This window comes from Fusibacter tunisiensis (assembly GCF_016908355.1).
In the GTDB taxonomy this organism is placed as follows: domain Bacteria; phylum Bacillota; class Clostridia; order Peptostreptococcales; family Acidaminobacteraceae; genus Fusibacter_D; species Fusibacter_D tunisiensis.
The window spans coordinates 23,095-47,740 of record NZ_JAFBDT010000002.1 but is presented as its reverse complement, the minus strand read 5'-3'; the positions used below and the strand labels follow the sequence as shown (position 1 = coordinate 47,740).

Genomic DNA, 24,646 nt, shown 5'->3' with positions numbered 1-24,646 from the left:
AATTTCTGGAGGTTTTTGAGTGCCTAATTGTTTAAATTGGTGCTCAATTTTGCGATTGTATCTGTGGATTCCTTGATTTTAAGGAGGCTATTTTCTTGAGTTTCTGTATTTGATAGAATTTCTTCAATGCTTGCAACGTGTGAACTGGCAATTTTGTTCATTTCAGAAAGCTCGTTTTGGACAATCTTGAAATCAGAATTGAAATACCCCATTCCTTTTGAAAGGTCTTTGATATTGCCCTGAAGATTGTCAAATGTGCTTTGCATGTGATCAAAATCAGAATTCAGCGTTTTTATTAAAGTGTTTCCTGTTTGAACAGCATCATTTCCAGAGTTAATTTTTTCAAGGGCTTCATTACTGGAAAGGGTTAGGTCATCTAATATGGTCTGGATGTATTGAGAACTGCGATTTGTTTCTTCTGCTAGTTTTCCAACCTCTGTTGCGACGACTGAGAAACCACGTCCAGACTCACCTGCTCGAGCAGCTTCAATAGAGGCGTTAAGTGCAAGCATGTTTGTCTGTTGTGAGATTTGTTCAATGGATTGGATTGCCTCAGTAATTTTCTTGATATGGGTGTTTAAAAGCATAACGGTTTCTGCACTGGAGGCGACCACCTCTGCTATGAGGGTCATTTGTTCTGAAAAGGCGTCTAGATTGACTTGATTTTGATTCAAATTTTCTAGATTTTTTTGTGTTAATTCAGTCATCGATGTTTCTATTTTCACCATTTTATCTAAGAGGTGGCTTGCCTTTTCGATTTGATTGGAAACGGTATCCGTACGTGTTGATTGTTCATCAATCCCACTTGAAATTTCAGTAATTGCATGACTTAGAGCGTTGCTGTTTGAAACCACTTGTTCGATATCAGACTTTGTCTTATTTGTTTCATAGTCCAGTACGTGAATTGCTTTTTGTATGTTATCCATTGAAGCTTCTAATTTTGAAAATGCTTTGTCAGAGAGGTTTTGGCTTTCCTTTGCTTCCTGAATGTAATCGTTGCCCCACTTTGTAACAAAATAACTGGAAATGGCAATGGTTAAGAGCATTCCCAATCGAATAATAAAGTCTCTGAGTTCATAGTTTTGACCTAAAAGACTTTCTGGCGTTACAACAAATAGGAAAATCAGGGTGGAAAATAAGATGCCTACATTTATGATTAGAACTTTTTTATTGAAATATAAGGTGGAAAGCACAATGGCAAGTGCGTACACAATAAACATTCTTGAGTCGCCACCTCTGATATGTGAGAGCGATGTAGCTGCTATCAAGGGAAAGATTAAGATTATGTTGTTTTTTATGGTATCCGGTATTTTAATGAAAAATACCAATGCAGAAAGTGCAAATGCTGAACCTGTAGCAGCTAGGACAAGGCGGGCATAAGAAATGCCTTCCAAAAGAAGTCCTTGGAGCGTAAAAATAACAGAAATAACAAGGATTAAAATGACGATGAATCGATTTGCTTTTTTAAAGTGGCTTTTTTGGTCATTTGTTACCATAAAGCAGCCTCTCTTTCGAAATGTAAATAAGGAATAATTGTTATATATATACTATACACTAATAGCCACTTTATATTCAATCAAACCAGTAAATTGTTACATCAGAAAATTACCAAATATGGAACAGGGGTCTATCCCTGTAAACAGAGTGAGTGTGACTTTTCAATAAGTTATGTTAACTGTCCCACTTGAACCACTTAAAGCGGTACCCTTGATTTTTGGGGGGAAGTGGATTATACTTGTCAGAGAAACATCCACAACTTAAGATTTCATTGTTGGTGCCCTTGACGGGCTTAATAGGGAATAAAGTGTAAAACTTTAGCTGTCCCAGCAACTGTAAGTACGGACGAAATCCTGAAGAATCCACTGTTTATAACGGGAAGGACAGGAAAGTAGAGTGATGTACGAGCCAGTAGACCTGCCAAATGATGACTTGCTGTCTCCTGGGTAATGAGATAAAGCGGACGATAAACCTTTTTTTGGTGTAATTAGACGCTCATTTCCTGTTAGGGAGTGGGTGTTTTTATATTAAAAGGAGGTTTTTTTATGAAGAAAGGATTTAAGAAACATTGGATTGGGGTGGTACTGTTAGTGGTGCTAATGGTGTCACTGGGGGGCTGCGCCGATGCGGGCAGAACAATTGTGGATTTAGAAGGCAATGAAGTCGTACTTAATGGCAAAGTTGAGCGAATTGTTTCAACGGCGCCTTCGAACACACAAATATTGGTAGAACTTGGACTCAAAGAGAAAATTGTTGGCATTTCCAACTATGACAGTTTAGAAGGCGAATTTTTGAAAATCGATTTTAAAAATCCAGATATTGAGTCTATTGTTGCGCTTGAGCCGGATGTGATTATTGCGTCAGGGCATAACCGAACAGGGGATGAAGACCCATTTAAACTTTTGAAAGACGCTGGGATTGCAGTGGTTTATATTCCGTCTGCGGATTCCATAAATGGGATTTATGAGAGCATTCGCTTCATTGGGGATGTGGTGGATTTAAAAGATGAAGCTGAGCGCATTGTGGGTGAGATGGAAGATGGGATTGATGCTGTGAAGGCGAAGGCAGCTGAAGTGTCTGACAAGAAGCAAGTTTATTTTGAAATTTCGCCAATGCCAAGTATCTTTACGACAGGAAATGGAACGTTCCAACATGAGTTAATAGAGCTGATTGGCGCAGAGAATATTTTTGCGTCTGAAACTGGGTGGTTTTCGCCAAGCGTAGAGGATATTTTGGACCGTGAACCGGATATTATTGTAACAAATGTTACTTATATGGAAAACTCAGTTGAGGAAATCTTATCAAGAGATGGATTTGGTGACTTTGAGGTGGTGCTTATTGATGGCGATTTAACATCACAGCCTGCGCCAACTGTCGTTGAAGCACTTTGGGCACTTGGAAAATTGGTGTATCCAGATGTCTTCAATGAGTAAACGGCGGTGGCAAGTTCTGGTGCTGTTGTCAGTAGGTGTCGTATTCAGTTTGGTGTTGGGAATTTTGGCAGGTAGTGTCAGGGTTCCCATCTGGCACCTTTTTGATACGGAACTGGGAAAAGAAGCACTGATACTAAGGTATATTCGTTTGCCCCGTGTTTTAATGGGATTCTTAGTGGGTGGTGCCCTCGGGATCAGCGGTGCTGCTGTTCAATCTTCTTTAAACAACCCATTGGCAAGTCCTTACACAATGGGGGTTAGTGCGGGTGCTTCACTGGGTGTTAGCCTTTACTTTTTGACGGGGTTCAACTTTTTTTCAGTGGGCATACCGGCGGTTGGATTTTTGTTTGGAATGGGAACGGTCCTGTTTGTAATGGCTTTTGCAAAAAGGGTTGATCCTTTCATGCAAAATCAGACTGTAATTCTTGCAGGGATGGTTTTTTCCTTGTTTGTAAATGGCGTTCTAACCGTTATATTGGCCTTGTCCAAAGAAACTTTAGAAAAAACAGTTCATTGGCAAATGGGCTCTTTGGGAGCCAATGGTTTTAGCGAACTCCGTGTGTTTATCCCTTTTTTAATCGTGGGGACAGTGGGAATTTTAAGACGTTCTAAGGAACTTGATGTCATGGCCATGGGAGATGAACAGGCCCTTTCCATGGGGGTAGATGTCCCTAAAGTTAAGAGGCGGGTCCTTGTGTATGCATCGCTACTTACAGGAAGCGCGGTAGCGTTTACAGGTGCCATTGGGTTTATTGATTTGGTTGTGGTTCATGTGATTCGCAAACTTGTGGGCTCAAATCATAGGTTTTTGTTGCCCTTTAGCTTTTTATTTGGCGGGAGTTTTTTGGTGCTGACAGATTTGTTTGCCAGAACAGTACTTTCACCGAGAGAATTGCCTGTAGGTGCGATTACAGCCCTTATTGGGGCGCCGTTTTTCATGTGGGTTTTTTTCAATAAAAGGAGGCGTTAACATGTTAACAGTAACGAATTTGTGCTGCAGTTATGGCCAGGAAGAAGTGGTTTCGGGGTTTTCAGGAGAATTTCACTCAGGGCGAATTACCGCAATTGTTGGACCCAATGGTGCTGGAAAAACAACTCTACTTAAAGGCATTGGCAACCTGCTTTCAGTTCGGGGCACTGTAAGTCTGTATTCTGAAAATTTGCTGAAAATCCCAAGAATTCAAATGGCCCGTCGGGTAGCATATTTATCCCAATTTGAAGCCCATAACTTTGACTTTACTGTGGAAGAAATGCTTTACATGGGAAGATATCCACATTCAGTGGGGGCGTCCAAAGACATTCGGTCCTCTGAGATTGTTTTAGAAACCCTTAACGACTTTGACCTCTACGCCATGAAAGACAAGTATTTTAGTGAATTGAGTGGTGGACAGAAGCAAAGAGTATTACTTGCCAGAGCCCTTGTTCAAGAACCCAAAGTTCTACTGCTGGATGAGCCCACAAATCACTTGGACCTAAAATATCAGTTGGAATTACTTGGACTTGTGAAAAAAGTCGCCATAGAACGGGGCATTATAGTTCTTGCAGTCTTGCACGATTTGAATTTGGCCTTGAACTTCGCGGATGAAGTCCTACTGATGAAGTCTGGACGACAAATTATAAAAGGGAGTGCCCCAACCTTACTTGAAGAAAACCACCTGGCGCATACCTATGATTATGACATTCCAACTTACATGAAGCAATCTTTGGCGGTTTGGCAATGTTGATTCTCATATCTGGCGGTGTTCGGTCGGGAAAATCTCAATTGGCAGAAAAACTAACACGGTCAATGACCCCCAAAAACGGCAAGGCTTATTACTTTGCAACTGGCCAAGTCACAGACGTGGAAATGGAAAAACGAATTTTAAAACATCAGGCAGATCGGGGTGAAGCCTTTGCCACATGCGAAGTCCCTTATTTTAAAATGGCAGATGTTGAACAGGTCATAGATGAGTCGGATACCGTTTTGTTTGAATGCCTCACCTTCTATGTGGCAAACGTTCTTTTCTCAGAGAATCTTGAAAATTATACAGATTCAAGTTTAGAGGGGCTTATTTCTCAAATTGTCGAGACACTTTTTGAGTTGTCAAAATCGGTACACACTTTAACAATCGTCACAAATGATGTTTTTAGATCTACATATCAATCCTATAGTCCAGAAACGCTGATGTATCTTAAAGTCTTAGCAGAGGTTATGAAACGCATTGCTAAACGCGCGGATAGGGTTTATGAGGTAATGTATGGGCTGGAAAGGCGGCTAAAATGACGCAACATAAAAATGCGAAGCTTAAGGGAATTATGATGCAGGGCACCAGTTCAGATGCTGGTAAAAGTTATGTGGCAACGGCCTTGTGCCGTGTGCTTTCAAACCGAGGCATAAATGTGGCACCTTTTAAATCTCAAAACATGTCCAACAATTCTTATGTTACCTTGTACGGCGAAGAAATTGGGAGGGCTCAAGGGGCTCAGGCACTGGCTGCACGCGTGGAACCTTCTGTTTACATGAATCCCATTCTGTTAAAACCCAAAAATAACGCGCTTAGTGAAATTGTTCTATTTGGCCATCCACTAAGAGATGCCACATCAAAAGCCTTGTTTAGGGATTTTTTACGGTGTGAAGGCGCGCAAGCCATTGATAAGGCAAAAGAATGGCTTACACATCATTATGAGGCAGTTGTTATAGAGGGGGCTGGGTCACCTGTTGAGATTAATCTCAATGACAGGGAAATTGTGAATATGTATGTTGCCAGAGCCTTTGATGTGCCTGTGATTCTTGTGGCAGATATAGATCGCGGTGGGGTATTTGCTCAAATTGTGGGAACTTTGGAATTGCTTGAACCTGAAGATCGCAAACGGGTAGGTGGGATCATCATAAATAAATTTAGAGGGGACATTGACCTTTTTGAAGATGGCAAGCGGTGGCTTGAAACCTATACAGGTATACCTGTTCTTGGTGTTTTACCCTATCTGGATATACCTGTGGAAAATGAAGACCGTTTGTCACTTGAATTTAAAACTCGACCTGAAGCTGATCTTGTAATTGGCGTTTTGGACCTTCCTTTTATCTCCAATGCAACAGACCTTGAGGTTTTTGAAGTGGAACCAGATGTGGCAATTCAAAAGGTTAGAAACAGGTCTGATTTATGGCAGTGTGATGCCTTGATTATTCCTGGAACAAAATCCACACAAGAAGATTTGATGCGGTTTATGGAACTTGGTTTTGACGCAGATTTACAGGCGTATGCCAAGGAAAAGCCTGTTTTTGGGATTTGTGGCGGCTATCAAATGATGGGTGAAATCTTAGTGGACCCTCAGGGTATGGATTCTGATGGCATTGGTGAAATGAAAGGGTTTGGGCTCTTTAAAGGGGTTACAACTTTTGTATCTGATAAACGTGTGACAAAGTGTTCAGCCGTTACGATTAAATCGGGCACGCCAATTGAAGGGTTTGAAATTCATCTAGGGCGTACAGAAATTCTAGAACCAGCCCAGCCCTTATTAAGGATAGGAGATGCACCAGATGGTGTGGACCTGGGAAACGTTAAAGGGACCTATGTCCACCATATTTTTCACAATGATGTCTACCGAAATGAGTGGTTAAATGAGATTCGAATGATGAAGGGATTGCTATCAAAGGAACCTGAGATTTCCGCGAACCGCTATGAAGATGCTTTTGAGGATTTGGCTAGAGCCTTTGAGAAACATGTGGATATGGATGCAATTATGGAGATGATCAGATGAGGAAGTCATATTTTTTAGAATTTAGAATGGCCCTGAGTCTTTTTACAACCTTCCCTGTAGGCCGTGACCTTAAATGGGAACCAGATGCCATGAAACGATTGCCAGATTACTTACCATTTGTAGGGCTTGGTATTGGCCTATTTGCGGGTCTTATATATATGGGACTTGAGGTGTTACCGGTTTCTTCGTTTTTAAAAGCTGTCCTGCTAACGGCTAGCTTTCTTTTCATGACAGGCGGGTTTCACATGGATGGTCTTATGGATACCTGTGATGGCCATTTTTCAAGGAGAGACCTCCCAAGACGTCTCGAAATAATGAAAGATTCAAGGGTTGGTGCATTTGCAGTTATGGGGTTTACACTTCTTATGCTGGTAAAAGTTGGCCTGGTTATGGAACTTTTTATTCAAGAGGTTTCAATTTGGGGATGGTTTTTTATTCCAGTCTATTCAAGAATTTTATTAAGACTCTTGCTTAAAAAAGCACCGTATGCTAAAGATGAAGGTCTTGGAAAAATGTATGGTGGGTATAATGAAACGTGGGATATAGGGGCCTTATTGATTTACCTTTCAATCCTTGTTTTAGCTGGGTTTATGCAGATTCACCTTATGTGGGTTGGCCTAGTGCTCTTTCTTTTTTTACTGATTTATAAAAAGTGGGCTATCCAAAATTTTGGCGGGATCACAGGGGACTTGCTGGGTGGGTTTTTAGAACTTTGTGAATTAACAGCCTTGGGCGTTTGGGTGATTGGAGGCGTTATATGATTACGTTTGTTTTTGGCGGTCTCTATCAGGGACAGGAAGAATATATGGAAACCCTTTACAAGCCATATCCAAGACTTGAAACTGTGCGGTCATTGAAAGTTGGTGAAAGAGGTCTTATTTTCCCTGCAGAAGTTTTGGCTAAAGACTTGCCTTTGGATAAGTTGGGTGAAATTTTGGCTTCAAATAAAGGAGATTTGGTTATTGTCGGACGTGACATTGGTGCAGGTGTGGTGCCAATAGACCCAGAAGAAAGAGCCTACCGCGACCATGTGGGCCGGTGTTATCAACTGATATCAAGTGTTTCAGACCGTGTGGTTCGAGTGAGTATGGGCATTTCAGAGGTGCTTAAATGACACTGGACTTTCACTTGCAAGCGGGTCTTTTGGCTATTTTCATAGATCTTTTGTTGGGGGATCCAGCGGTCTCTTTTCATCCAATTGTCCTTATGGGCAAAAGCATTCAGTGGATGGAAAAAAAGATTTACAAAAATAGTGTTTTAAGAGGGGGGCTAATGGCTCTGGCTTGTGTGGGAATTGCTTTCGGGGTTGGCCTTTTGGTTGATTATTGGGTCCGGTCGCCTGTGGCTTTGGCAGGTATTCTTTTTTGGGGCCTATCTACCCGGTCTATGGCCAAGGCAATTTCTGACGTTAGAGTTCCTTTGGAAAACAGGGATTTGACTGGTGCAAGGGCTGGTCTTAGCCGAATTGTAACGCGGGATACTTCGGAAATGTCATCTGATGAAGTCATTCGAACAACGCTTGAAAGTGGGAGCGAAAATATTGTGGATGGTGTACTTGCACCGATCTTCTTTATGATCATGGGTTGTTTTTTAGGTATTCCAGTTGCATTTTTGGCTGCTTTTAAGATGGTTTCTACATTGGATTCCATGATTGGCTATCGAACAGACCGGTATGAACGCTTTGGAAAAGTAGCGGCCCGGATGGATGACGTTGTGATGTTTCTCCCAGCTCGATTGTTCGTCTTGTTTGCATGTGTAGTGTTTCCAGTTTTGGGACTCAATCTTGCAGGGGCACTCACGACTTGGCGACGGGACCGAAAGAAATCAACGTCTGTGAACAGTGGCTACTCAGAGAGTTTGATTTCAGGTGGACTCGGGACATGGTTTGGTGGACCGGTGCGGTATTTTGGCATTGTGAAGGAAAACCCTATTATTGGCCTAGGTGGTGGCTCGGGTGAGATTTGGATGCTGAAAAAGATGGAAATTTTGATTTATTGCATTGGTATTTTGATGGGAGGTGCTTTATGGCTAGGGGTTTAAACCAGCATGGGGATAATTTATCTGCATTAAATGGGCAGCAAGGTGTTGCGATTCTTTCCCACAATATACATAAGGCCCAACCTTTAACATCAGAATTAATGTCCTATCCTGAGAGAAGGCCTTTAAGGGTTGAGTCGATTTTAGCGGCTTATAAGGGGGTGGAAAAACAGTCGATTATTGCGATGCCAGGTGCTACGGCAGCATTTTATATGTTGGCTTCAGCATTTAGACGCAAGGTTGAGGTTTTGATTTACACGCCGACTTATACGGGCTATTGTGAGGCGTTTACGGCCTATGGCCACAAGGTGAGAACGTGTGTTTTGGATGTTAATTACGCTGTGGTGAATCAGAGCATTCCAGATTCGGTGGATGTGGTTATTGTGGGGAATCCCAATAATCCGACAGGGTCATATGCAAACATGCGGGCTTGGATTGAAGCCCATCCGCAGGTGCTTTTTATTATAGATGAGTCTTTTATTCAGTTTACAGATGAGGTGTTTTCTTTAAGGCAGGCGGCTGGTGAAATGGACCATGTGCTTGTTGTGGAGTCTATGACAAAGTTTTATGGAATGGCAGGTGTGCGTTTGGGTGTGATTTATGGTCATAAGCGTCAAATTGAAAAACTTAGACGTTTTCAAGTGCCTTGGTCCGTAACGGTTACACCTGAATTTTTAGAAAAACGCTTGGCTGAGTCTGATGCCCTGCTGCAGGCTTATCTCGAAGAGAAGGCATTTGTTTTAAAGGGTTTGGATGCGCTGGGTATCGAGTACATAGAAGGGGCTGCAAACTTCTACTTGCTTAAGGTGAAAGATGCGTCAGCTGTCTATGATGGATTGTTGGCGTATGGGATTTTAACCCGTTGTTTAAATGATTTTGAAGGGCTTGAGGCAAATGTTCTCCGTGTGGCTGTTGGGACCCACTTTGAGAACCGTGCTTTTCTGCGTGCGCTTAAGGCTTTAAAAGATAAGAAAGGGGAAATATTATGAATTTCAATGTTCAAAGGGTGACACAAACTGGGGTCATGATTGCACTTAGTGTTGTGGGTGCAATGATTAAGGTGCCTGCTATTACGGGAACACCAGCCCTTGACAGTTTGCCTGCATTTTTTGCAGCAGTTTTTCTTGGCCCTTGGTATGGTGCTATAACCGGTGTTCTTGGTCATCTGGCCACTGCTTTGACTGCGGGTTTTCCGCTTGGACCGTTACATTTACTTGTGGCGTTTGAAATGGGAATAGTGGTTTTGGTATTTGGAAGATTGCATCAATGGCATAAATGGGGGGCTTTCTTTGTGGCGTTTGTGATGAATGGCATCTTGAGTCCCCTAAGTTTTGTGCCTTTCTTAGGATATGGCTTTTTTACTGCCATGGTGGTACCTCTAATGGTTGCAACTGGCCTAAATCTTGGCTTGGCTTACGTGTTAATTCACGGGCGCCAGTGGGTATTAAAGCAGAACCATGCCTAGGGATTTGATGTTTTTAGAGGGGGAAACTTGTGTGGCAACGGATTTTTCTCAGTCTGTTGGACCACTTAAGTTTGATGCTGTCTCGACTTCTTACGAGATGGCGGTGGATATGGCGATTCGAACGGCTGTTGCTGAAATAATTTGCATTGGTGGTACGGTTGAAGCCTTGACTTTCACAAACAGTATGGGGGACAGGGGCTATTCTGTGATTTGCAAGTTGGTCGAGACTTATGAACGCAGGCTGTCCTGTAATCTTAACTTTGTGGTGTCCAGTGAAACCAATTTCAAACCACATGAGACAGCTATTGGGGTGACGGCTATTGGCAAGTCAGGTCTAAAAAAACTTTTGCCTCAAGGAAATTTTGAACTGAGGCTCATAGGTCGTCCCTATGTAGGTAAGGAGGTACTGGTTAATGATTTGCCTGAACTTGCCCAGATTCAAACCCTCATCCAGCGGCCGGATGTTTTAGCCATTCTACCAGTAGGCTCAAAGGGAATCCGCCATGAAGCCGACTATTTTGGAGACCGAGCAATAGAGCAACTAAACCACTGGCCACGCGATATAGATATTCACAAGTCTGCTGGTCCAGCGACCTGTTTTTTGTGTACCGTTATTGGTGGCTCAGGTGGGGACAGGTAGGCGTTTATATTTGAAGTGTATATCCTTTCGCATCACAGGGATAGAGGCGTGTCCCAAATATGGGAAATGTCTTATGTAACAATTGAGTGGTTTTGTTGCACTCTATTTAAAAGTAATCCTCCGGCAGTGGCCGGGGGATTTTTTTGTAACTCAAGTAGAAGCATATGGCGCCACTCAAATGTTACATAGACTAATTTTGGATACACCTAATCCTCTAAATCCCTGTGATGCGAATCAGTTTGAGTTTGGGAACTCTAAATTTTATCCAACCTGTCCCCGGTTGAGCCACCAATAACGGTACACAAAAGTGGTATAATGTAACTATAAAGGAGGGATTTAAGTGAGACGAGTAGCATTTGATGATCTAGAAGATTTTATGAGAAAGACGTTTGTGGCGGTTGGTTTGCCAGAATCGGATGCAGCGGTATGTGCGGATGTTTTAATTGAATCGGATAAGCGGGGGATTGATTCGCATGGGATAGGTCGATTGAAGCCTATTTATATTGATCGGATTCGTGCGGGGATTATTAATCCTATTACCAAGGTAGATGTGGTAAAAAATGGACTTTCCACTGCGGTTTTGGACGGCAACAATGGTATGGGGCAAGTGGTGTCTAAAATGGCTATGGAAATGGCCATTGAGAAGGCAAAGACCTATGGTATGGGAATGGTGGCTGTCAGAAATTCGAATCATTATGGAATTGCTGGATATTATGCGACCATGGCTACAAAAGCGGGTATGATTGGAATTACGGGTACCAATGCAAGGCCATCTATTGCACCAACATTTGGGATTGAAAATATGCTTGGGACCAATCCGCTGACCATAGGCCTGCCAACGGATGAAGCTTTTCCATTTGTACTCGACTGTGCCACTTCTATCTCCCAGCGGGGTAAGATTGAAGTGTACCAGCGGGAAGGAAAAGAGTTGCCTTCGGGATGGGTGATTGGAGAAGATGGTCAGGCAAGAACGGATACCGAACAAGTTCTCAAAGATCTATTGACAGGTGGGGCTGCGCTTGCACCCTTGGGTGGAATTGGCGAAGACCTTGGTGGTTATAAAGGCTATGGCTATGCAACTGTGGTGGAAATTTTGTCTGCTGCTTTACAGGGGGGTGCCTTCCTCAAAGCATTATCTGGTCTTCAAAATGGTGAAAAAGTACCCTACCGGCTGGGACATTTTTTCATTGCCATTGATGTTGAAGCCTTTACAGAATTAAAGGAATTCGAGAAAATTTCAGGTGATATTTTGCGGGAGTTGCGTAATTCCAAGAAAGCACCTGGGCATGATCGTATTTATACAGCGGGTGAGAAAGAACATGATGCTTTTGTGGAACGGCTTGAAATGGGCGTTCCTATAAATGCAGCCCTTGAAAAGGACATAGAAACGATTCGCCAGTGGTATGGTTTGTCCGTTTAGGCGAGATGTTAAGGGTGCCGTTATTGGTGGCGCGTAATTAAAAAGGAGGTATTGCACAGATGTGCAATACCTCCTTTTGTTGTAGATGTGGTCAAAAAAAGCCGTTAAATTGTTACGGGCGTATAATTCCATATTTGGAATGTATGTGTAGCCCTGTGGTATCAATTGGTTCGAGGAGTGGCTTTTTTTGTCTACCTGTCCCCTGATGCGCCACCAATAACGGTACCCTTAACAAAGCCATACCCGACGCAGTGGATGTCTTCGTTAAAAAGGAGGACAAGGTATCGACTTTCCTGATTTTCCATTTTGAAGGGATAGCCGAATTCATCAAGGTATAAGTTAAGGCCGTAGCCCAGCTGGGATACGCCATAGATAATTTCTTCAACGGTGGTTTCTCGAAAGGTATCATCCACTTCAAATAGGCTGATATAAACAAAAGTTTCTGCCACGGGGCAGAGGGACTCTCGGTTGATTATAATACGCTTTTCGGTGTTAACTGTGGTTGGTTCTAGACCAAAACTGTCACTTACTTCAGAAACTGTAGACAGACGAATCTCTTTTACAGATCCATAGCCCTTGGCAGAAATACTTCTTTCGTGGTGAGGGTCTGTCCTCAAAAGTGAATTTGTGATGGAGTGGTTGATAAAACCACCTATGACAATTAAAACAAAAATGATAAGTGACGTAACGAGTCCACGGAGTAGGCGTTTCAACTTTGGTGTTACCCTTGAAAAAAGCGCTTTTTTAAAAGCATCCATGTCGGGGTAGCGTTCATCTGGATTAAATTTCATACACGTTTCAATGATGTGAATCATTTTGTGTGAAACGGTATTGTTAAACTGGGTAAAATGGGTATATGAAAACTGTCGGTCTAAAGGTTCAACGCCGGTGAGCAAAAAATAAAGAGTTGCTCCAAGACCATAGACGTCAGACCTAGTGGATGAAGGCATATAGCCATATTGCTCCGGAGATGCATACCCATGTGTTGCCACTGGAAAAGGATCTGTGAGCTGACCATCATGGACTTGACGTATGGATTCTACATCAATGAGGACCAGTTTTCCCTCTGTTGTGAGAATGATATTTGAGGGCTTAAGATCTCTGTAAATAAATGACGGTGTTTGTTTGTGCAAATAATCCAGTACAGAAGCAATTTGATCTGCATAGACATGAACGCGTTTTTCGCTAATTGGTCCATGGAGGCGGATGTACTGGTATAAAGAAACACCCTTGAAATAGGGCTTAACCACATAATAATAGGCGTCACTTTCCCCAAAAGCCTGTATAGGTGCAATGTTTGGGTGTTTTAGAGTCTGAAGGGCGTTGAAATCATTATATGGAAGAATCCTTTTGTCAATTACTTTGAGCGTAAAAAGAGCATCTGAATTTAGATGGATCAATTTAAAAAGCACGGTGTGTGGCATTTCATAAATGCGATCGACAATGCAATAGTCTTCCAGTAAACTGGTGCCGTAGTCAGAACTGTATAAATCGTATTCGATGCTTTTTTCAAACTCTACAAATTTCCTATTCATAATTTCTCCGCTTATAAAATTGCCAAATTGTCTTATTATTCTACCAAGAATGGGACTAAAAGACTAGTCTTTAACGGAAAAAAACCCCAAAAACTTATAAAAAATTAACAAATATTAAGGAGAAGGCCTATGTATCCAGAATTAGTGCTCTATAAAGACCGTATACGTGCCAATGTGCGTGCGGTGGTTGGGCAGTGTAAGGCTGCCGGAATTCAGGTAACTGGTGTTGTAAAAGGTGTCAATGGAAATTTAGACATTGTAAAAATGCAATTAGAAGAAGGGATTACACAAATTGGGAGCTCTCGGTTACATCAACTGGAGGCCATAAAAAATCAGTTTCCAAAAGCGCGGACAATGCTTCTTAGAATTCCAATGCTGTCAGAAATTGAGCGAATGGTCGAAACCTGTGACTTAAGTCTTCAATCTGAACTGGCAGTTTTAAGGCGGGCAAACGCCGTGAGCATGAAGAAGGGCATTCGGCATCAGGTTGTTTTAATGTATGATGTGGGCGATTTAAGAGAAGGTTTTTTCAAAGTTTCGGAGTTGCTAGAGGCAGCTCTTGAAGTTGAGTTTAAACTGTCAAGTCTAGTACTTGCAGGCATTGGCATAAATATTGGGTGTTATGGGTCTGTTAAAGCGACACCTGAAATTATGCATAAACTTGTGGACGCAGCTGCTAGGATTGAAGAAAAAATTGGCCGAAAACTTGAAATTGTATCGGGTGGGGCAACATCGAGTTTGCCACTTGTGGTAAAGGGTGAGATGCCAGAGGGCATCAACCATTTGCGAATTGGGGAAGGCATGTTGACGGCCCGTGAAGTGGATGAATTTTACCATGCGCCTATAAAAGGACAGTATAAAAATGCATTGATTTTAAGGGCTGAACTTGTTGAAATTAAAGAAAAACCCACACATCCAATAGGTACTCTAGCCTATGATGCTTTTGGCAACCAGCCGGCGTATGACGATAGGGGTCTTAAAGTGAGACTGATTCTGGCGGTGGGCAGGCAAGATATAGGCAGTCATGACCGATTAATACCAGTGGATCCAGAAATAGAACTCATTGGAAGCAGCAGTGACCATGTAATCGTTGAAACCAAAGAGTGGCGTAACCAATATAAACTTGGCGATATCCTTGAATTTGAACTCTTATACCCGGCGATGTTGTACCTCACTGAAAGTCCAGATGTGACGAAAACCATGGTTGGTGGTGGCCTTTGAACTATGGTATAATTAGCATTGAAAGACATTTTATCGAGGGAGGACATGGAATGAAAGTAAAAAAAGCGGTGATTCCTGCTGCTGGACTTGGAACCCGGTTTTTGCCGGCGACAAAGGCAATGCCCAAAGAGATGCTGCCGATTGTCGACAAGCCTACGATACAATATATCATAGAAGAAGCTATTGCTTCTGGCATAGAAGAAATCATGATCATTACGGGCCGGAGTAAGCGGGCTATTGAAGATCATTTTGACCGTTCTATTGAACTGGAAATGGAACTGGAGAAAAAAGAAAATGACGAATTGTTGAAAATGGTGAATCAGATATCAGATATGGCGGACATCCATTACATCCGACAAAAAAACCCAAGTGGTTTGGGACATGCCATTTACTGCGCCAGAACATTTGTTGGGAACGAACCATTTGCAGTGCTTTTGGGAGATGATGTGGTCCATAATCCGGACTATCCTTGCCTTAAGCAAATGATTGATATTTATGACAAGCATCAGACGTCTGTTTTGGGGGTTCAAGAAGTTGCACCTGAAAATGTAAACAAATACGGCATTGTGGATGGAAGCCCAATTGCAGACCGGGTGTATTCCGTTAATGGTCTTGTGGAAAAACCGAACGTGGATGAAGCCCCCTCAAAAGTTGCAATTTTAGGGCGGTACATTATCAATCCTGAAATTTTTAAAATTATTGAGCATACAAAGCCTGGAAAAGGTGGAGAGGTCCAATTGACAGATGCTTTAAAAGAGCTGGCAGAGCAGGAGAATATGGTGGCCTATGTTTTTGAGGGTAGGCGGTATGATGTTGGCAACAAGCAAGGGTTTCTGGAGGCAACAGTTGAAACGGCTCTAAGAAGAGAAGATATAAGAGATGATTTCTATGCCTATTTAAAAGAAATTGTTAAAACATATGAGGGAGAACGTTAGTCAATGGATACATTTGTAACGCAATTGTTGGAGTTTTTAAATGTGGAGTTGACCGTTCTATTTACATCGGCTTTGCCACTGATTGAACTTAGAGGGGCAATCCCTGTGGGTGTGGCGCTTGGGATGAGCCCGCTTCACGCAACATTGCTTTCGCTTTTTGGAAGCATGATTCCCGTACCATTTATTCTGTTTACCATTAGACCTATTTTTAATTATTTAAAAGAAACCAAAATGTTTCATAAATTGGTGCACAAACTGACACATCGGTCCATGTCTCGAAGTGGACGCATTCAAAAATACGGCGTATTGGGCTTAATCCTTTTTGTTGGGATACCACTTCCTGGTACTGGTGTGTGGAGCGGCAGTTTGGCAGCTGCATTATTAGACATGCGTTTTAAATACGCATTTCCAGCGATTTTGATTGGAAATATCATAGCAGCGGTGATTATAATGGGTCTATCAAGTGGGGTTTTAGAGCTTTTACAATAAGGGGTATTGTATGAAATCCATTCGAAAGCAGATGTTTGTGTATCTTGTATTGGGGGTTCTGGTTGTATTTTTTGTCTTTGGTATTTGGATGAATATAACGGTAAATGAACTGCCAGAATACGCGGCAAGCCAGTATCGTGAAATGGCTCAGGCCAGAGCAGATGAACTTTCAAAAGAGCTTCAAGGGTTTGTTGACCTTGTTCTTATGACTGCGCAAACAGATGTTGTAAAGTCTATGGATTTGGACCGTATCAAACCCTATTTGAAATCTGCTGTTTTAACCCCTAAAATTCGAAACATGACGGTCTCTGATTTGAATGGAAAGGCATGGGCGACATATGATCGCGAGATAGACATTTCAAAACAGGAGCAGTATAAGCGGATCATACTCGGTGGTGAATCGGTAATTCTATCAGATCCTTTTTGGAGCCCTTATATTGAAGAAACGTTTCCTATTGTTACAATTGCATCTGCAGTTGAAAATGAAGGCAAAACAGTGGGGCTTGTGAATGCAGTTGTCTCCACCCAGTTTCTGGACCAAGTTGTAAGGCGTATAGAATTTAGAAAAACGGGATTTGCTTGGATTGTGGATCAAGAAGGGAAGGTTGTTTCCCATCCGGATTATGACATAACTATAGAAACCCCGTTGACGGATCTTATGAAGGAACCAGAGGCAGTTGCGAAACTGTTAAAGTCTAAAAGTGGTACTCAAAACTACACCTGCATGGATGGCGTTGAAAGAATTGCAATTTATTCAGATATAGAAGCATCAAATGGTTGGAAGCTCATTATGAGTGTGGCCCAAGCAGATGCATACTCAGAAATAAACAGTATCAAATGGAACATGAACTTGATGTATGGGGCCATGGTCCTTTTGGTGTCTGGATTTGCCTTCTTTTATTCGAGAAGTTTATCAGACCCAATTATGAAACTTAAAACAGTTTTTGAAAAAGCAGCAGCAGGCAATTTAAATGTGCGTGCAGACGAAACGGTGAAAAATGAGATTGGCATGGCCGGAAAGAGTTTTAACACCATGATTCAGCAGTTAAAACGCCTGACTTATAGAGATCCAGTCACCCAGATTTATAATTTTAATAGATTTATGTTTGAAATTGAAAACAGACTTGATCTACATCGTGAAAGAATGGCTTTGTCATATATTGTTGTTCTCTCTATTGATGATTTTTCAAGACTTAACAGTATTGGTGGGCATGACACAGGTAGTTTAGCACTTAAAAGTTTGGCTGAAAAATTGATTGCGTTTATTAGGGTTGATGAAGTGGTTGCCTCCTATTTTGGAGATGAGATGATCTTGCTTTTATCAGATGAAGATGAATTTCAAATGAGTAAGCGGGTGGAAAGACTTTTGGAAATTAGCAGTGGTGAGATGATTATTAAAGGGATTCAGTATACTCTGGATGTCAGTGCGGGGGTGAATTTGATTCCGCCAGATTTAACAGACCCAACCACCATGATTCAGCGGGCAAAGATTGCAAAGTTAATGACAAAGAAATTAGATGGAAATCGATTTGTCATTTATAACGAAGCCCTTCACGATATGGTGAAGAGAGAGCAATTTATTGAAGAGGCATTACACCACAGTGTGGAACGTGGCGAATTTACAGTGGTTTATCAACCAATAGTAGATGCTAAAACACATGAGGTGTATGCACATGAAGCGCTTTTGAGATGGCAAAATACAGCCTATGGACAAGTTGCGATTCCATATATTATTGAGCTGGCTGAAAAAACAGGTGATATTTTGGAAATTGGTCGTTTTGTACTGGAAGCTGCATGTCGTCAGAATCTTAATTGGGTCCAGCAACACACGTATGATGGTTTGGTTTCTGTTAACGTTTCATCCCTTCAATTTGAGGATTTTAATTTTGTGGCGTCTGTAAAGGAAGTTTTAAAGGTTACTGGTATGCCACCAGAGCGGTTGGAAATTGAAATTACTGAAACCAACGCCATGCTAAATGTTGAAGATAAAATTTCTAAATTACGAGAACTCAAGGAATTGGGGATAAAAATTGCTGTGGATGACTTTGGAACAGGTTATTCATCCTTGTCTTATTTTACACAGTTTCCCATTGATACGCTGAAAATAGACAAGAGCTTTGTGGAAGATATGATGCGAGATGAAAATGCCTTGGCCATTGTGTCTATGATTGTCAATATGGCAAAAACCATGCGTATTAAAACCACAGCAGAGGGTGTGGAAACAAAAGACCAGTATAATAAACTTTTGAGTATGGGGGTTGATCGTATTCAAGGCTACTGGATTAGTAAGCCTGGACCTCCGGAACAATTGACCTCTAAAGATCACATAAAAGGAGTGTTTGAAGACTAAAATGCAGACCATATGGATAGTACTAATGATGCTAACGGTAAATATTACAAGAGTTGTGAACTTAACAGAGAGTGCCAGGTTTAATCTGGCATTTTCTGATGTTTTAGTGCCTGTATTGGGTCTTTTGTTGTTGCTAAAATTGCGCAAATTCAAGTTTGGGTCTGTCTTTAGGCACTACTTATTTTTGGGTGGCCTTCTTTTGTGGATTGTTGCCACGGGGGCGCTTGCCATTTATACCCCCTCCATTGAAGACGCTGGGTGGATTGGTCTGGCAAAGGAACTGATAAAAACCGTTATTGTGGTTTTTTATTTCTGGCTAGGTTACAACACGCTTAGAATGATTCGCCTTGACCTATGGCAAGGCTCTTGGGTTGTATCAACACTCATTTTTATTTTTGGTGGGTTTTATATTTTTTCAATGGCCAAACAAGGCACTTTTTTAATGGGAGAAGAAGGCAAGTATTTGGTGTATTATATGGGAACGGATACAGACCCCAACCATGCGGCCAGTTATTTGTCTTTGAGTTTTTTTGCAATGGGCGCCTTTGCGTGGATGACCCATAGAAAATGGCTAAAGCCTATATTTTACGGTACGATGGCCCTTTCCATAATGGCCCTTTTTATTACTGGGTCTAGAGGTGGTATGCTTGGCATGGCACTGGGTCTGGTGGTCCTTGTTGGGGGCATGTTTTATAAAAATTGGCGGTTTGCACTGGCAATTGTACTCACTGTTTTGCTCTTATTTTTTGCCGCGATCATCGTGGATTATACTTGGTTTGAAACACACTTTGCAGCAAGAGTCATCAATAAGTTTGTCAATTTTGATGCCGGCCTAGAAATTCGGACTGGACTTGGTCAAACGGCATTTATGATGGGACGGGATCATTTTATTTTTGGTGTAGGCCGAGGCAACTATGTATTAAATTCGCCGCCGTACTTTGAGGCGATTGGACAAACTTTTATAGACAATATTCCCCACAACACGTATACAGGCCTTTTGGCTGAGGTTGGTCTGGTGGGACTTATGCTTTTTTTAACCCCAGTCTTGGCGATACTTTACGCCCTTTGGGACCGGCGGAAAAAGAACCTTAAGTGGGTTAAAGAACGGTCTGTCCTCTGGATTTGGTTTTTTGGGGGGCTTACAGCGCTTGCCGTTCAATCGTCTGTCCTTAATGTTGAAAATAGGCGTTTTCTTTGGTATGTTGCGGGCGTACTCCTTTATTATATAGAAACCGATCAAAGTGAAACCCTGACCCTTGCTGCTGATCAAGTAAAGAAAAGACTTGTGTGGGTGAATACACTTCTCGTTGCAAGTGTGGTTGTACTTGGTGCCCAGGTGTTTAAGGATGCTTCAATTCCAGCGCCTCGACTTGTCATGCGAGAATCCCAGTCTTATGAACTCCCTTATTTTGAGAGCAATCCAGGAGATGAAGTGGCGTTTAGTTATGGCTTAAGTTTGGGACAAAACACTCAAAAGAAACCGAGGCTCATGGTGAGCATTTATGAAGTGGATCATACAGGTAGAGAGGTTGTTCTTGACCGATACGAATATGTGGGCGCTAGCGGCACAATAAAACGGACTTTTTACCCATCGAGAAAAAATGCTTCTTTTTATGTGCGGTTTACCCGCCTTGACCCTCAATTAAAAAGTTTTGTGGTGATGCCCAAAACCCTTTGGCATGAAGATCGAGGAAAATCACTGGAATCGTGGTATTATTTTCAGATTAAACCCTTTGAAAGGCTAACTGACACTTGGCGGTGGGCAGATAAGTCCCAATTAACTGAACAAACTGATTTTGCTCAGGCAATTGGACAGACATTTGGAAGTGCCCTTAAAGTTGAAGCTGTGTCTGTTGGCATGAGTGAGCGTGGTTACCCAGTTGTAAACGTAGACTTTTTAGTGCTTGAAGATTTTGATCGGGATTATGCATTTTGGGCCTATGGGTATCCGGACAATTTGCATCTGATGCATGAAAATAGGATGCCCAGTGGGTTAGAGGGTTATGGTCTTTTAGAGCCTATTGTGACATCTGAGTGGCGTAAAGGGGAAACGCGAACCCTAAAGTATGAAATTCCCCATAAGACGGGGGCAATAAGGTTGACGTGTGGTTTTTATACTAAAATTGAGGGGGATGTGGTCCGACTCTACTTGGAAGATGGTAAAACCCATGCCTTACAGCTTGGCTGGCTAAATGTTGAGACAGGTCTTTATCCAAAAATGGATTAAGTATGCAACTTGCAGACATCTTCTAATCGAAAATGGTGTATGATAAAAGAAAAACAAAGGTGAATTTGATGAATAAACGACGGGTTAAAAAAATTATATTGATGCTTTTGGACATTGCGTCATTTTATGTGGCCATGTGGTTGGCTTACTTGATTAAATACGATCAGATGAAGGCGATTCCGCCCGAACTGACAGTGTCTCTATTTAAAGTGATTACAGTAATTGTTGGCCTAAAATTTGTCACACTTCTGGTTTTGAAAATGTACAGTAAAATTTGGCGGTTTGCTGGAATTACTGAACTGATAGATGTGGTTGTTGCTTGTGGGATAGGAACAGCTGTCAGTATGGGGATGTTGTTTATGATTTCTAGGCAACCTGAGTTTGATCACATCTTGGTGCCAAGGAGTATTTTGGTAATGGCGTTTATGATGGATGTGGCTTTTGTGGGTGGGTCCCGATTTTTGTACCGGTTGTTTTTTCACGTGAGCCCAAAAGAGGTAAGACGCCACCAACTTAAGAAAAGAACATTGATTTATGGTGCCGGTCAAGCGGGTGTCATGATTCTAAAGGAAATCAATACCCAGGGCCATAGTGAGTTTAGTCCAATTGGATTTATGGATGATGATTTGTCTAAAAAAGGCCAGAAATTACATGGGCTATCCATTTTTGGTGGGAAAGAAGATCTTATAAAAACAGCTATAAAGGAGGAGGTTGAGGCCATAATCATTGCCATGCCTTCAGCGTCTGATCAAGAGCGCAAAGCGGTAATCAATGCGGCGAAGGAGACGGGTGCGAAAGTGAGTATCTTGCCCAAAGTGTATGACTTAATTGATGAGGCTTCAGCCGTTTCAAAAATTAGACCGGTGGAAATTGAAGACCTTTTAGGCCGGGAAGAAGTTAAACTCGACACCGATATGATTAGCGGGTATGTGAAAAACCAAGTGGTACTTGTTACTGGCGGTGGTGGATCGATTGGTTCAGAACTTTGCCGTCAGATTGCAAGGTATAAACCCTCAAAATTGGTTATTTTAGATATTTATGAAAACAATGCGTATGACATTCAAATGGAGCTTAAGCGGAATTTCCCAGACCTCAATTTAAGTGTTGTAATCGCTTCTGTTAGAGATCGACTCAGACTAGAGAAACTTTTTCAGACCCATAAACCAAATGTGGTTTTCCATGCAGCGGCACACAAGCATGTGCCACTTATGGAGGCGTCGCCAGAAGAGGCCATTAAGAATAATGTGTATGGCACGCAGAATGTTATAGAAGTATCTGATCAATTTGGTGTTAAGCGGTTTGTCCTGATTTCTACGGACAAGGCCGTTAACCCTACCAATGTTATGGGTGCCAGCAAGCGGATTTGTGAGATGTTGGTTCAAAGTTATGCAAGTGTTAGTCGAGGCACTGAGTATGGGGCCGTACGGTTTGGAAACGTCCTTGGCAGTAACGGAAGCGTGATCCCTTTGTTTAAAAAGCAGATTCAGGCAGGGGGGCCTGTCACTGTAACACATCCTGACATTATCAGGTACTTTATGACCATACCTGAAGCGGCAAGGCTTGTTGTTCAAGCGGGTGGACTTGCTCAAAAAGGCGAAATATTTGTTTTGGATATGGGGGAACCTGTTAAAATTGACACGCTTGCCCGGGATTTAATTCGACTGTCTGGGCTTGAGCCAAGTGTGGACATTGAAATAAAATACACTGGACTTAGACCAGGCGAAAAATTGTATGAAGAACTTTTAATGTCAGAAGAAGGACTTGGCGAAACAGAATTCGAGAAAATTTTCATTGCAAGGCCCATGACTTTGCCTTATGAAGAGCTTTCCATGAAAGTTGGTGAACTTGCAAAATACTTTGAAGACGCAGATGCTTTGGTTACAGCTATGAAAAAAGTTGTGCCTACTTTTAAGACACCGGAAGAAATTAATACGGCATTTAAGGAGGCTTAAGTGATACAATTTTTTAAGAGAAAATGGGTGAGATGGACACTTGTGGGTTTGTGCATGTTTGCAATTTTCATGATGTCTCATTTAAACAATGTTAAGTCTTGGTACCTAACAGGTGAACTGTTAACTGTGATTAAAACAGGTAGTGTTGACACGGAAACGTCCTATGAAGAGAAGATGACCAGTTACAACGAAAGCGGAACTGCAGACTTAATGGTTTACCTTCGCAAATTGGCACATGTGATGGAGTATTTCGCCCTTGGTGTTCTTTTGTTTTATGCTTTATCCTATGATTTTGCCATTCGGAAATCTGCTGTAGCTGCTATGGGTATCGGTTGGTTTTACGGCTATTTGGATGAACTTCATCAACTTTTTATCCCAGGTAGAACTGGAAGTTTAATGGACGTATTTTTGGATGGCTTTGGTGTCACCTTGGGCGTACTGTTTTCGATTTGGTTGGCTGTTAAAGTGAGAAAGGGCGTAAAGCATGAAGCATAAGCTCGTTTTGATTGCGGAAACAGTTATGGATGGCGTCGGCAAGCATGTTGTGGATTTAATTGACTATTTGGATAAAAGTTTTTTTGAGATTTATGTTATACACGGAATTCATCGAACGGATTATAGGTTTTCTGAAATCAAACTAAAATGGGCTGGAAAAGTTACCTTTATACCGGTTGATACCCTATGCCGGGAAATTGATCCTGTAAATGATTTAAAGGCTTTCCGAGAAATTAGGGGACATCTTAAAGCAATTGGACCTGATATTGTACATTGCCACAGTTCAAAAGCAGGCGTTTTAGGCCGGATTGCAGCGAAATCTCTGGGCATTCAACGGGTTTTTTACACCCCACATGCTTATGCCATGCAGGGGCAAAGTCACTGGACACCTAAAAGGCGGTTTTACTGGTTAATTGAAAAGACTTTAGCGCATTTTGCAACACGACATACATTTAATGTATCCGAAGGGGAAAAACAATTTGCTGTAGACCTTGGCGTTGAAAAATCAGATCATTTTGTGGTGGCTTACAACGCCTTATCTGGAGATGTTACGCATACGAACCCAGAAGCCTTGAAGAAAGAATTGGGCATACCAGAAGAAGCCTTTGTGGTGGGCTGTGTGGCCCGACTGTTTTATCAGAAAAATCCGGAAGATTTTTTTAAAATTGCCAAGTTGCTTTTGGAAGAAGATCCAAATTACCGATTTATTTGGGTTGGGACAGGCGAAATGATGGATGCGATGAAGGCGTGGTGTCGGGAAGCAGGCATATACAGTGCTGTTTATTTTGTTGGTCACCGAAAAAATGTGGATGCTTATCTAAACCTCTTTGATGTCTTTCTATCAACATCTCATTATGAAGGCCTTCCGTATACGCTTGTGGAAGCCATGCGTGCATCTTGTCCAATTGTGGCCAGTGACGTAGTGGGCAATAATGAAGTGGTGATTTCAGGTGTTAATGGATTTTTATATGCAGCTGGGAAAGTTCAGAGCGGTGTAAATGCTATTAATAGGCTTAAAATGGAAGAAGGCCTAAAATGTCAAATGTCAGAAAGTGGTTACAATCGTTTTCAAGAATTTTTTACAATTGATCAGATGATTTCAAAAATAGAAAAGTTTTACAAAGATAGCTTGTAAGTTTGGGTCCCATAGGTTAACTATGGGATTGTTTTTTTTGTTGTGTTATAATAGGAGTAATAAGAATTTTTGAGGAG

At 41.8% G+C, this 24,646-nt stretch carries 22 protein-coding genes and 1 riboswitch; of the genes, 20 read left to right on the top strand and 2 right to left on the bottom strand.

Annotated features, from left to right (window positions below):
• Nucleotides 1-23: 23 nt before the first annotated feature.
• Nucleotides 24-1,496, bottom strand: a complete 1,473-nt coding sequence (locus tag JOC49_RS01830) for a methyl-accepting chemotaxis protein (RefSeq protein ID WP_204661612.1) — start codon at nucleotides 1,494-1,496, stop codon at nucleotides 24-26.
• Nucleotides 1,497-1,755: 259 nt separating this feature from the next.
• A riboswitch (cobalamin riboswitch) is annotated at nucleotides 1,756-1,936 on the top strand.
• Nucleotides 1,937-2,042: 106 nt separating this feature from the next.
• Between JOC49_RS01830 and JOC49_RS01825 the strand changes: the two genes are divergently transcribed.
• The 12 genes from JOC49_RS01825 to JOC49_RS01770 all read left to right on the top strand — a co-directional run bounded on the left by JOC49_RS01825 (nucleotide 2,043) and on the right by JOC49_RS01770 (nucleotide 12,230).
• Nucleotides 2,043-2,930 carry an ABC transporter substrate-binding protein gene (locus tag JOC49_RS01825; protein WP_204661610.1) on the top strand — a complete coding sequence of 296 codons (888 nt, stop codon included), beginning with the start codon at nucleotides 2,043-2,045 and terminating at the stop codon, nucleotides 2,928-2,930.
• Nucleotides 2,914-3,900 carry a FecCD family ABC transporter permease gene (locus JOC49_RS01820; RefSeq protein WP_243423548.1) on the top strand — a complete coding sequence of 329 codons (987 nt, stop codon included), beginning with the start codon at nucleotides 2,914-2,916 and terminating at the stop codon, nucleotides 3,898-3,900. Before JOC49_RS01825 ends, JOC49_RS01820 begins: the two co-directional genes overlap by 17 nt.
• A gap of 1 nt (nucleotide 3,901) precedes the next feature.
• Nucleotides 3,902-4,654 carry an ABC transporter ATP-binding protein gene (locus tag JOC49_RS01815; protein ID WP_204661608.1) on the top strand — a complete coding sequence of 251 codons (753 nt, stop codon included), beginning with the start codon at nucleotides 3,902-3,904 and terminating at the stop codon, nucleotides 4,652-4,654.
• Entirely contained in the window at nucleotides 4,648-5,193 is a 546-nt protein-coding gene (locus JOC49_RS01810) for a bifunctional adenosylcobinamide kinase/adenosylcobinamide-phosphate guanylyltransferase (RefSeq protein WP_204661606.1), read from the top strand. Before JOC49_RS01815 ends, JOC49_RS01810 begins: the two co-directional genes overlap by 7 nt.
• The gene (locus JOC49_RS01805) at nucleotides 5,190-6,668 is read left to right on the top strand and encodes a cobyric acid synthase (RefSeq protein WP_204661604.1); all 1,479 of its coding nucleotides are present in this window, start codon (nucleotides 5,190-5,192) and stop codon (nucleotides 6,666-6,668) included. Before JOC49_RS01810 ends, JOC49_RS01805 begins: the two co-directional genes overlap by 4 nt.
• Complete coding sequence (gene cobS / locus JOC49_RS01800; protein ID WP_204661602.1) at nucleotides 6,665-7,429, top strand: adenosylcobinamide-GDP ribazoletransferase; 765 nt, start codon at nucleotides 6,665-6,667, stop codon at nucleotides 7,427-7,429. The genes JOC49_RS01805 and cobS overlap by 4 nt, the downstream gene beginning before the upstream one ends.
• Nucleotides 7,426-7,782, top strand: coding sequence for a bifunctional adenosylcobinamide kinase/adenosylcobinamide-phosphate guanylyltransferase (locus tag JOC49_RS01795; RefSeq protein WP_204661600.1), 357 nt, complete (start codon nucleotides 7,426-7,428; stop codon nucleotides 7,780-7,782). The genes cobS and JOC49_RS01795 overlap by 4 nt, the downstream gene beginning before the upstream one ends.
• Nucleotides 7,779-8,708, top strand: a complete 930-nt coding sequence (gene cbiB, locus JOC49_RS01790) for an adenosylcobinamide-phosphate synthase CbiB (RefSeq protein WP_204661598.1) — start codon at nucleotides 7,779-7,781, stop codon at nucleotides 8,706-8,708. The genes JOC49_RS01795 and cbiB overlap by 4 nt, the downstream gene beginning before the upstream one ends.
• The gene (locus JOC49_RS01785; protein WP_204661596.1) at nucleotides 8,693-9,694 is read left to right on the top strand and encodes a pyridoxal phosphate-dependent aminotransferase; all 1,002 of its coding nucleotides are present in this window, start codon (nucleotides 8,693-8,695) and stop codon (nucleotides 9,692-9,694) included. The genes cbiB and JOC49_RS01785 overlap by 16 nt, the downstream gene beginning before the upstream one ends.
• Nucleotides 9,691-10,170: an ECF transporter S component gene (locus JOC49_RS01780; protein WP_204661594.1), complete on the top strand. Its 480-nt coding sequence runs from the start codon at nucleotides 9,691-9,693 to the stop codon at nucleotides 10,168-10,170. The genes JOC49_RS01785 and JOC49_RS01780 overlap by 4 nt, the downstream gene beginning before the upstream one ends.
• Nucleotides 10,171-10,201: 31 nt before the next feature.
• The gene (locus JOC49_RS01775) at nucleotides 10,202-10,810 is read left to right on the top strand and encodes a hypothetical protein (protein WP_204661592.1); all 609 of its coding nucleotides are present in this window, start codon (nucleotides 10,202-10,204) and stop codon (nucleotides 10,808-10,810) included.
• 340 nt (nucleotides 10,811-11,150) lie between these two features.
• On the top strand, nucleotides 11,151-12,230 hold the full coding sequence (locus JOC49_RS01770; protein ID WP_341534640.1) for an Ldh family oxidoreductase: 1,080 nt from the start codon (nucleotides 11,151-11,153) through the stop codon (nucleotides 12,228-12,230).
• Between the two features lie 191 nt (nucleotides 12,231-12,421).
• On the opposite strand, the gene JOC49_RS01765 is transcribed toward JOC49_RS01770, so the two are convergent.
• Nucleotides 12,422-13,765 carry a serine/threonine protein kinase gene (locus JOC49_RS01765; protein WP_204661590.1) on the bottom strand — a complete coding sequence of 448 codons (1,344 nt, stop codon included), beginning with the start codon at nucleotides 13,763-13,765 and terminating at the stop codon, nucleotides 12,422-12,424.
• A 129-nt stretch (nucleotides 13,766-13,894) separates the two neighbouring features.
• Here JOC49_RS01765 and JOC49_RS01760 point away from each other — a divergent pair, with 129 nt between their 5' ends.
• The 8 genes from JOC49_RS01760 to JOC49_RS01725 all read left to right on the top strand — a co-directional run bounded on the left by JOC49_RS01760 (nucleotide 13,895) and on the right by JOC49_RS01725 (nucleotide 24,569).
• Entirely contained in the window at nucleotides 13,895-14,986 is a 1,092-nt protein-coding gene (locus tag JOC49_RS01760) for an alanine racemase (protein ID WP_204661588.1), read from the top strand.
• 50 nt (nucleotides 14,987-15,036) lie between these two features.
• The gene (galU, locus tag JOC49_RS01755) at nucleotides 15,037-15,921 is read left to right on the top strand and encodes a UTP--glucose-1-phosphate uridylyltransferase GalU (RefSeq protein WP_204661586.1); all 885 of its coding nucleotides are present in this window, start codon (nucleotides 15,037-15,039) and stop codon (nucleotides 15,919-15,921) included.
• 3 nt (nucleotides 15,922-15,924) lie between these two features.
• On the top strand, nucleotides 15,925-16,410 hold the full coding sequence (locus tag JOC49_RS01750; RefSeq protein WP_204661584.1) for a COG2426 family protein: 486 nt from the start codon (nucleotides 15,925-15,927) through the stop codon (nucleotides 16,408-16,410).
• Nucleotides 16,411-16,420: 10 nt separating this feature from the next.
• Entirely contained in the window at nucleotides 16,421-18,760 is a 2,340-nt protein-coding gene (locus JOC49_RS01745; protein ID WP_204661582.1) for an EAL domain-containing protein, read from the top strand.
• Between the two features lie 25 nt (nucleotides 18,761-18,785).
• Nucleotides 18,786-20,987, top strand: coding sequence for an O-antigen ligase family protein (locus JOC49_RS01740; RefSeq protein WP_204661581.1), 2,202 nt, complete (start codon nucleotides 18,786-18,788; stop codon nucleotides 20,985-20,987).
• A 68-nt stretch (nucleotides 20,988-21,055) separates the two neighbouring features.
• Complete coding sequence (locus JOC49_RS01735; protein WP_204661579.1) at nucleotides 21,056-22,939, top strand: polysaccharide biosynthesis protein; 1,884 nt, start codon at nucleotides 21,056-21,058, stop codon at nucleotides 22,937-22,939.
• The gene (locus tag JOC49_RS01730) at nucleotides 22,940-23,434 is read left to right on the top strand and encodes a VanZ family protein (RefSeq protein ID WP_204661577.1); all 495 of its coding nucleotides are present in this window, start codon (nucleotides 22,940-22,942) and stop codon (nucleotides 23,432-23,434) included.
• Nucleotides 23,424-24,569: a glycosyltransferase family 4 protein gene (locus JOC49_RS01725; RefSeq protein ID WP_204661575.1), complete on the top strand. Its 1,146-nt coding sequence runs from the start codon at nucleotides 23,424-23,426 to the stop codon at nucleotides 24,567-24,569. The genes JOC49_RS01730 and JOC49_RS01725 overlap by 11 nt, the downstream gene beginning before the upstream one ends.
• The last annotated feature ends 77 nt before the right edge of the window (nucleotides 24,570-24,646 follow it).

What these genes read in the sequence shown, in the direction of transcription:
- JOC49_RS01830 (WP_204661612.1), bottom strand. Translation starts at nt 1,496, where the DNA reads ATGGTAACAAATGACCAAAAAAGCCACTTTAAAAAAGCAAATCGATTC.
- JOC49_RS01825 (WP_204661610.1), top strand. Translation starts at nt 2,043, where the DNA reads ATGAAGAAAGGATTTAAGAAACATTGGATTGGGGTGGTACTGTTAGTG.
- JOC49_RS01820 (WP_243423548.1), top strand. Translation starts at nt 2,914, where the DNA reads ATGTCTTCAATGAGTAAACGGCGGTGGCAAGTTCTGGTGCTGTTGTCA.
- JOC49_RS01815 (WP_204661608.1), top strand. Translation starts at nt 3,902, where the DNA reads ATGTTAACAGTAACGAATTTGTGCTGCAGTTATGGCCAGGAAGAAGTG.
- JOC49_RS01810 (WP_204661606.1), top strand. Translation starts at nt 4,648, where the DNA reads ATGTTGATTCTCATATCTGGCGGTGTTCGGTCGGGAAAATCTCAATTG.
- JOC49_RS01805 (WP_204661604.1), top strand. Translation starts at nt 5,190, where the DNA reads ATGACGCAACATAAAAATGCGAAGCTTAAGGGAATTATGATGCAGGGC.
- cobS (WP_204661602.1), top strand. Translation starts at nt 6,665, where the DNA reads ATGAGGAAGTCATATTTTTTAGAATTTAGAATGGCCCTGAGTCTTTTT.
- JOC49_RS01795 (WP_204661600.1), top strand. Translation starts at nt 7,426, where the DNA reads ATGATTACGTTTGTTTTTGGCGGTCTCTATCAGGGACAGGAAGAATAT.
- cbiB (WP_204661598.1), top strand. Translation starts at nt 7,779, where the DNA reads ATGACACTGGACTTTCACTTGCAAGCGGGTCTTTTGGCTATTTTCATA.
- JOC49_RS01785 (WP_204661596.1), top strand. Translation starts at nt 8,693, where the DNA reads ATGGCTAGGGGTTTAAACCAGCATGGGGATAATTTATCTGCATTAAAT.
- JOC49_RS01780 (WP_204661594.1), top strand. Translation starts at nt 9,691, where the DNA reads ATGAATTTCAATGTTCAAAGGGTGACACAAACTGGGGTCATGATTGCA.
- JOC49_RS01765 (WP_204661590.1), bottom strand. Translation starts at nt 13,765, where the DNA reads ATGAATAGGAAATTTGTAGAGTTTGAAAAAAGCATCGAATACGATTTA.
- JOC49_RS01760 (WP_204661588.1), top strand. Translation starts at nt 13,895, where the DNA reads ATGTATCCAGAATTAGTGCTCTATAAAGACCGTATACGTGCCAATGTG.
- galU (WP_204661586.1), top strand. Translation starts at nt 15,037, where the DNA reads ATGAAAGTAAAAAAAGCGGTGATTCCTGCTGCTGGACTTGGAACCCGG.
- JOC49_RS01750 (WP_204661584.1), top strand. Translation starts at nt 15,925, where the DNA reads ATGGATACATTTGTAACGCAATTGTTGGAGTTTTTAAATGTGGAGTTG.
- JOC49_RS01745 (WP_204661582.1), top strand. Translation starts at nt 16,421, where the DNA reads ATGAAATCCATTCGAAAGCAGATGTTTGTGTATCTTGTATTGGGGGTT.
- JOC49_RS01740 (WP_204661581.1), top strand. Translation starts at nt 18,786, where the DNA reads ATGATGCTAACGGTAAATATTACAAGAGTTGTGAACTTAACAGAGAGT.
- JOC49_RS01735 (WP_204661579.1), top strand. Translation starts at nt 21,056, where the DNA reads ATGAATAAACGACGGGTTAAAAAAATTATATTGATGCTTTTGGACATT.
- JOC49_RS01725 (WP_204661575.1), top strand. Translation starts at nt 23,424, where the DNA reads ATGAAGCATAAGCTCGTTTTGATTGCGGAAACAGTTATGGATGGCGTC.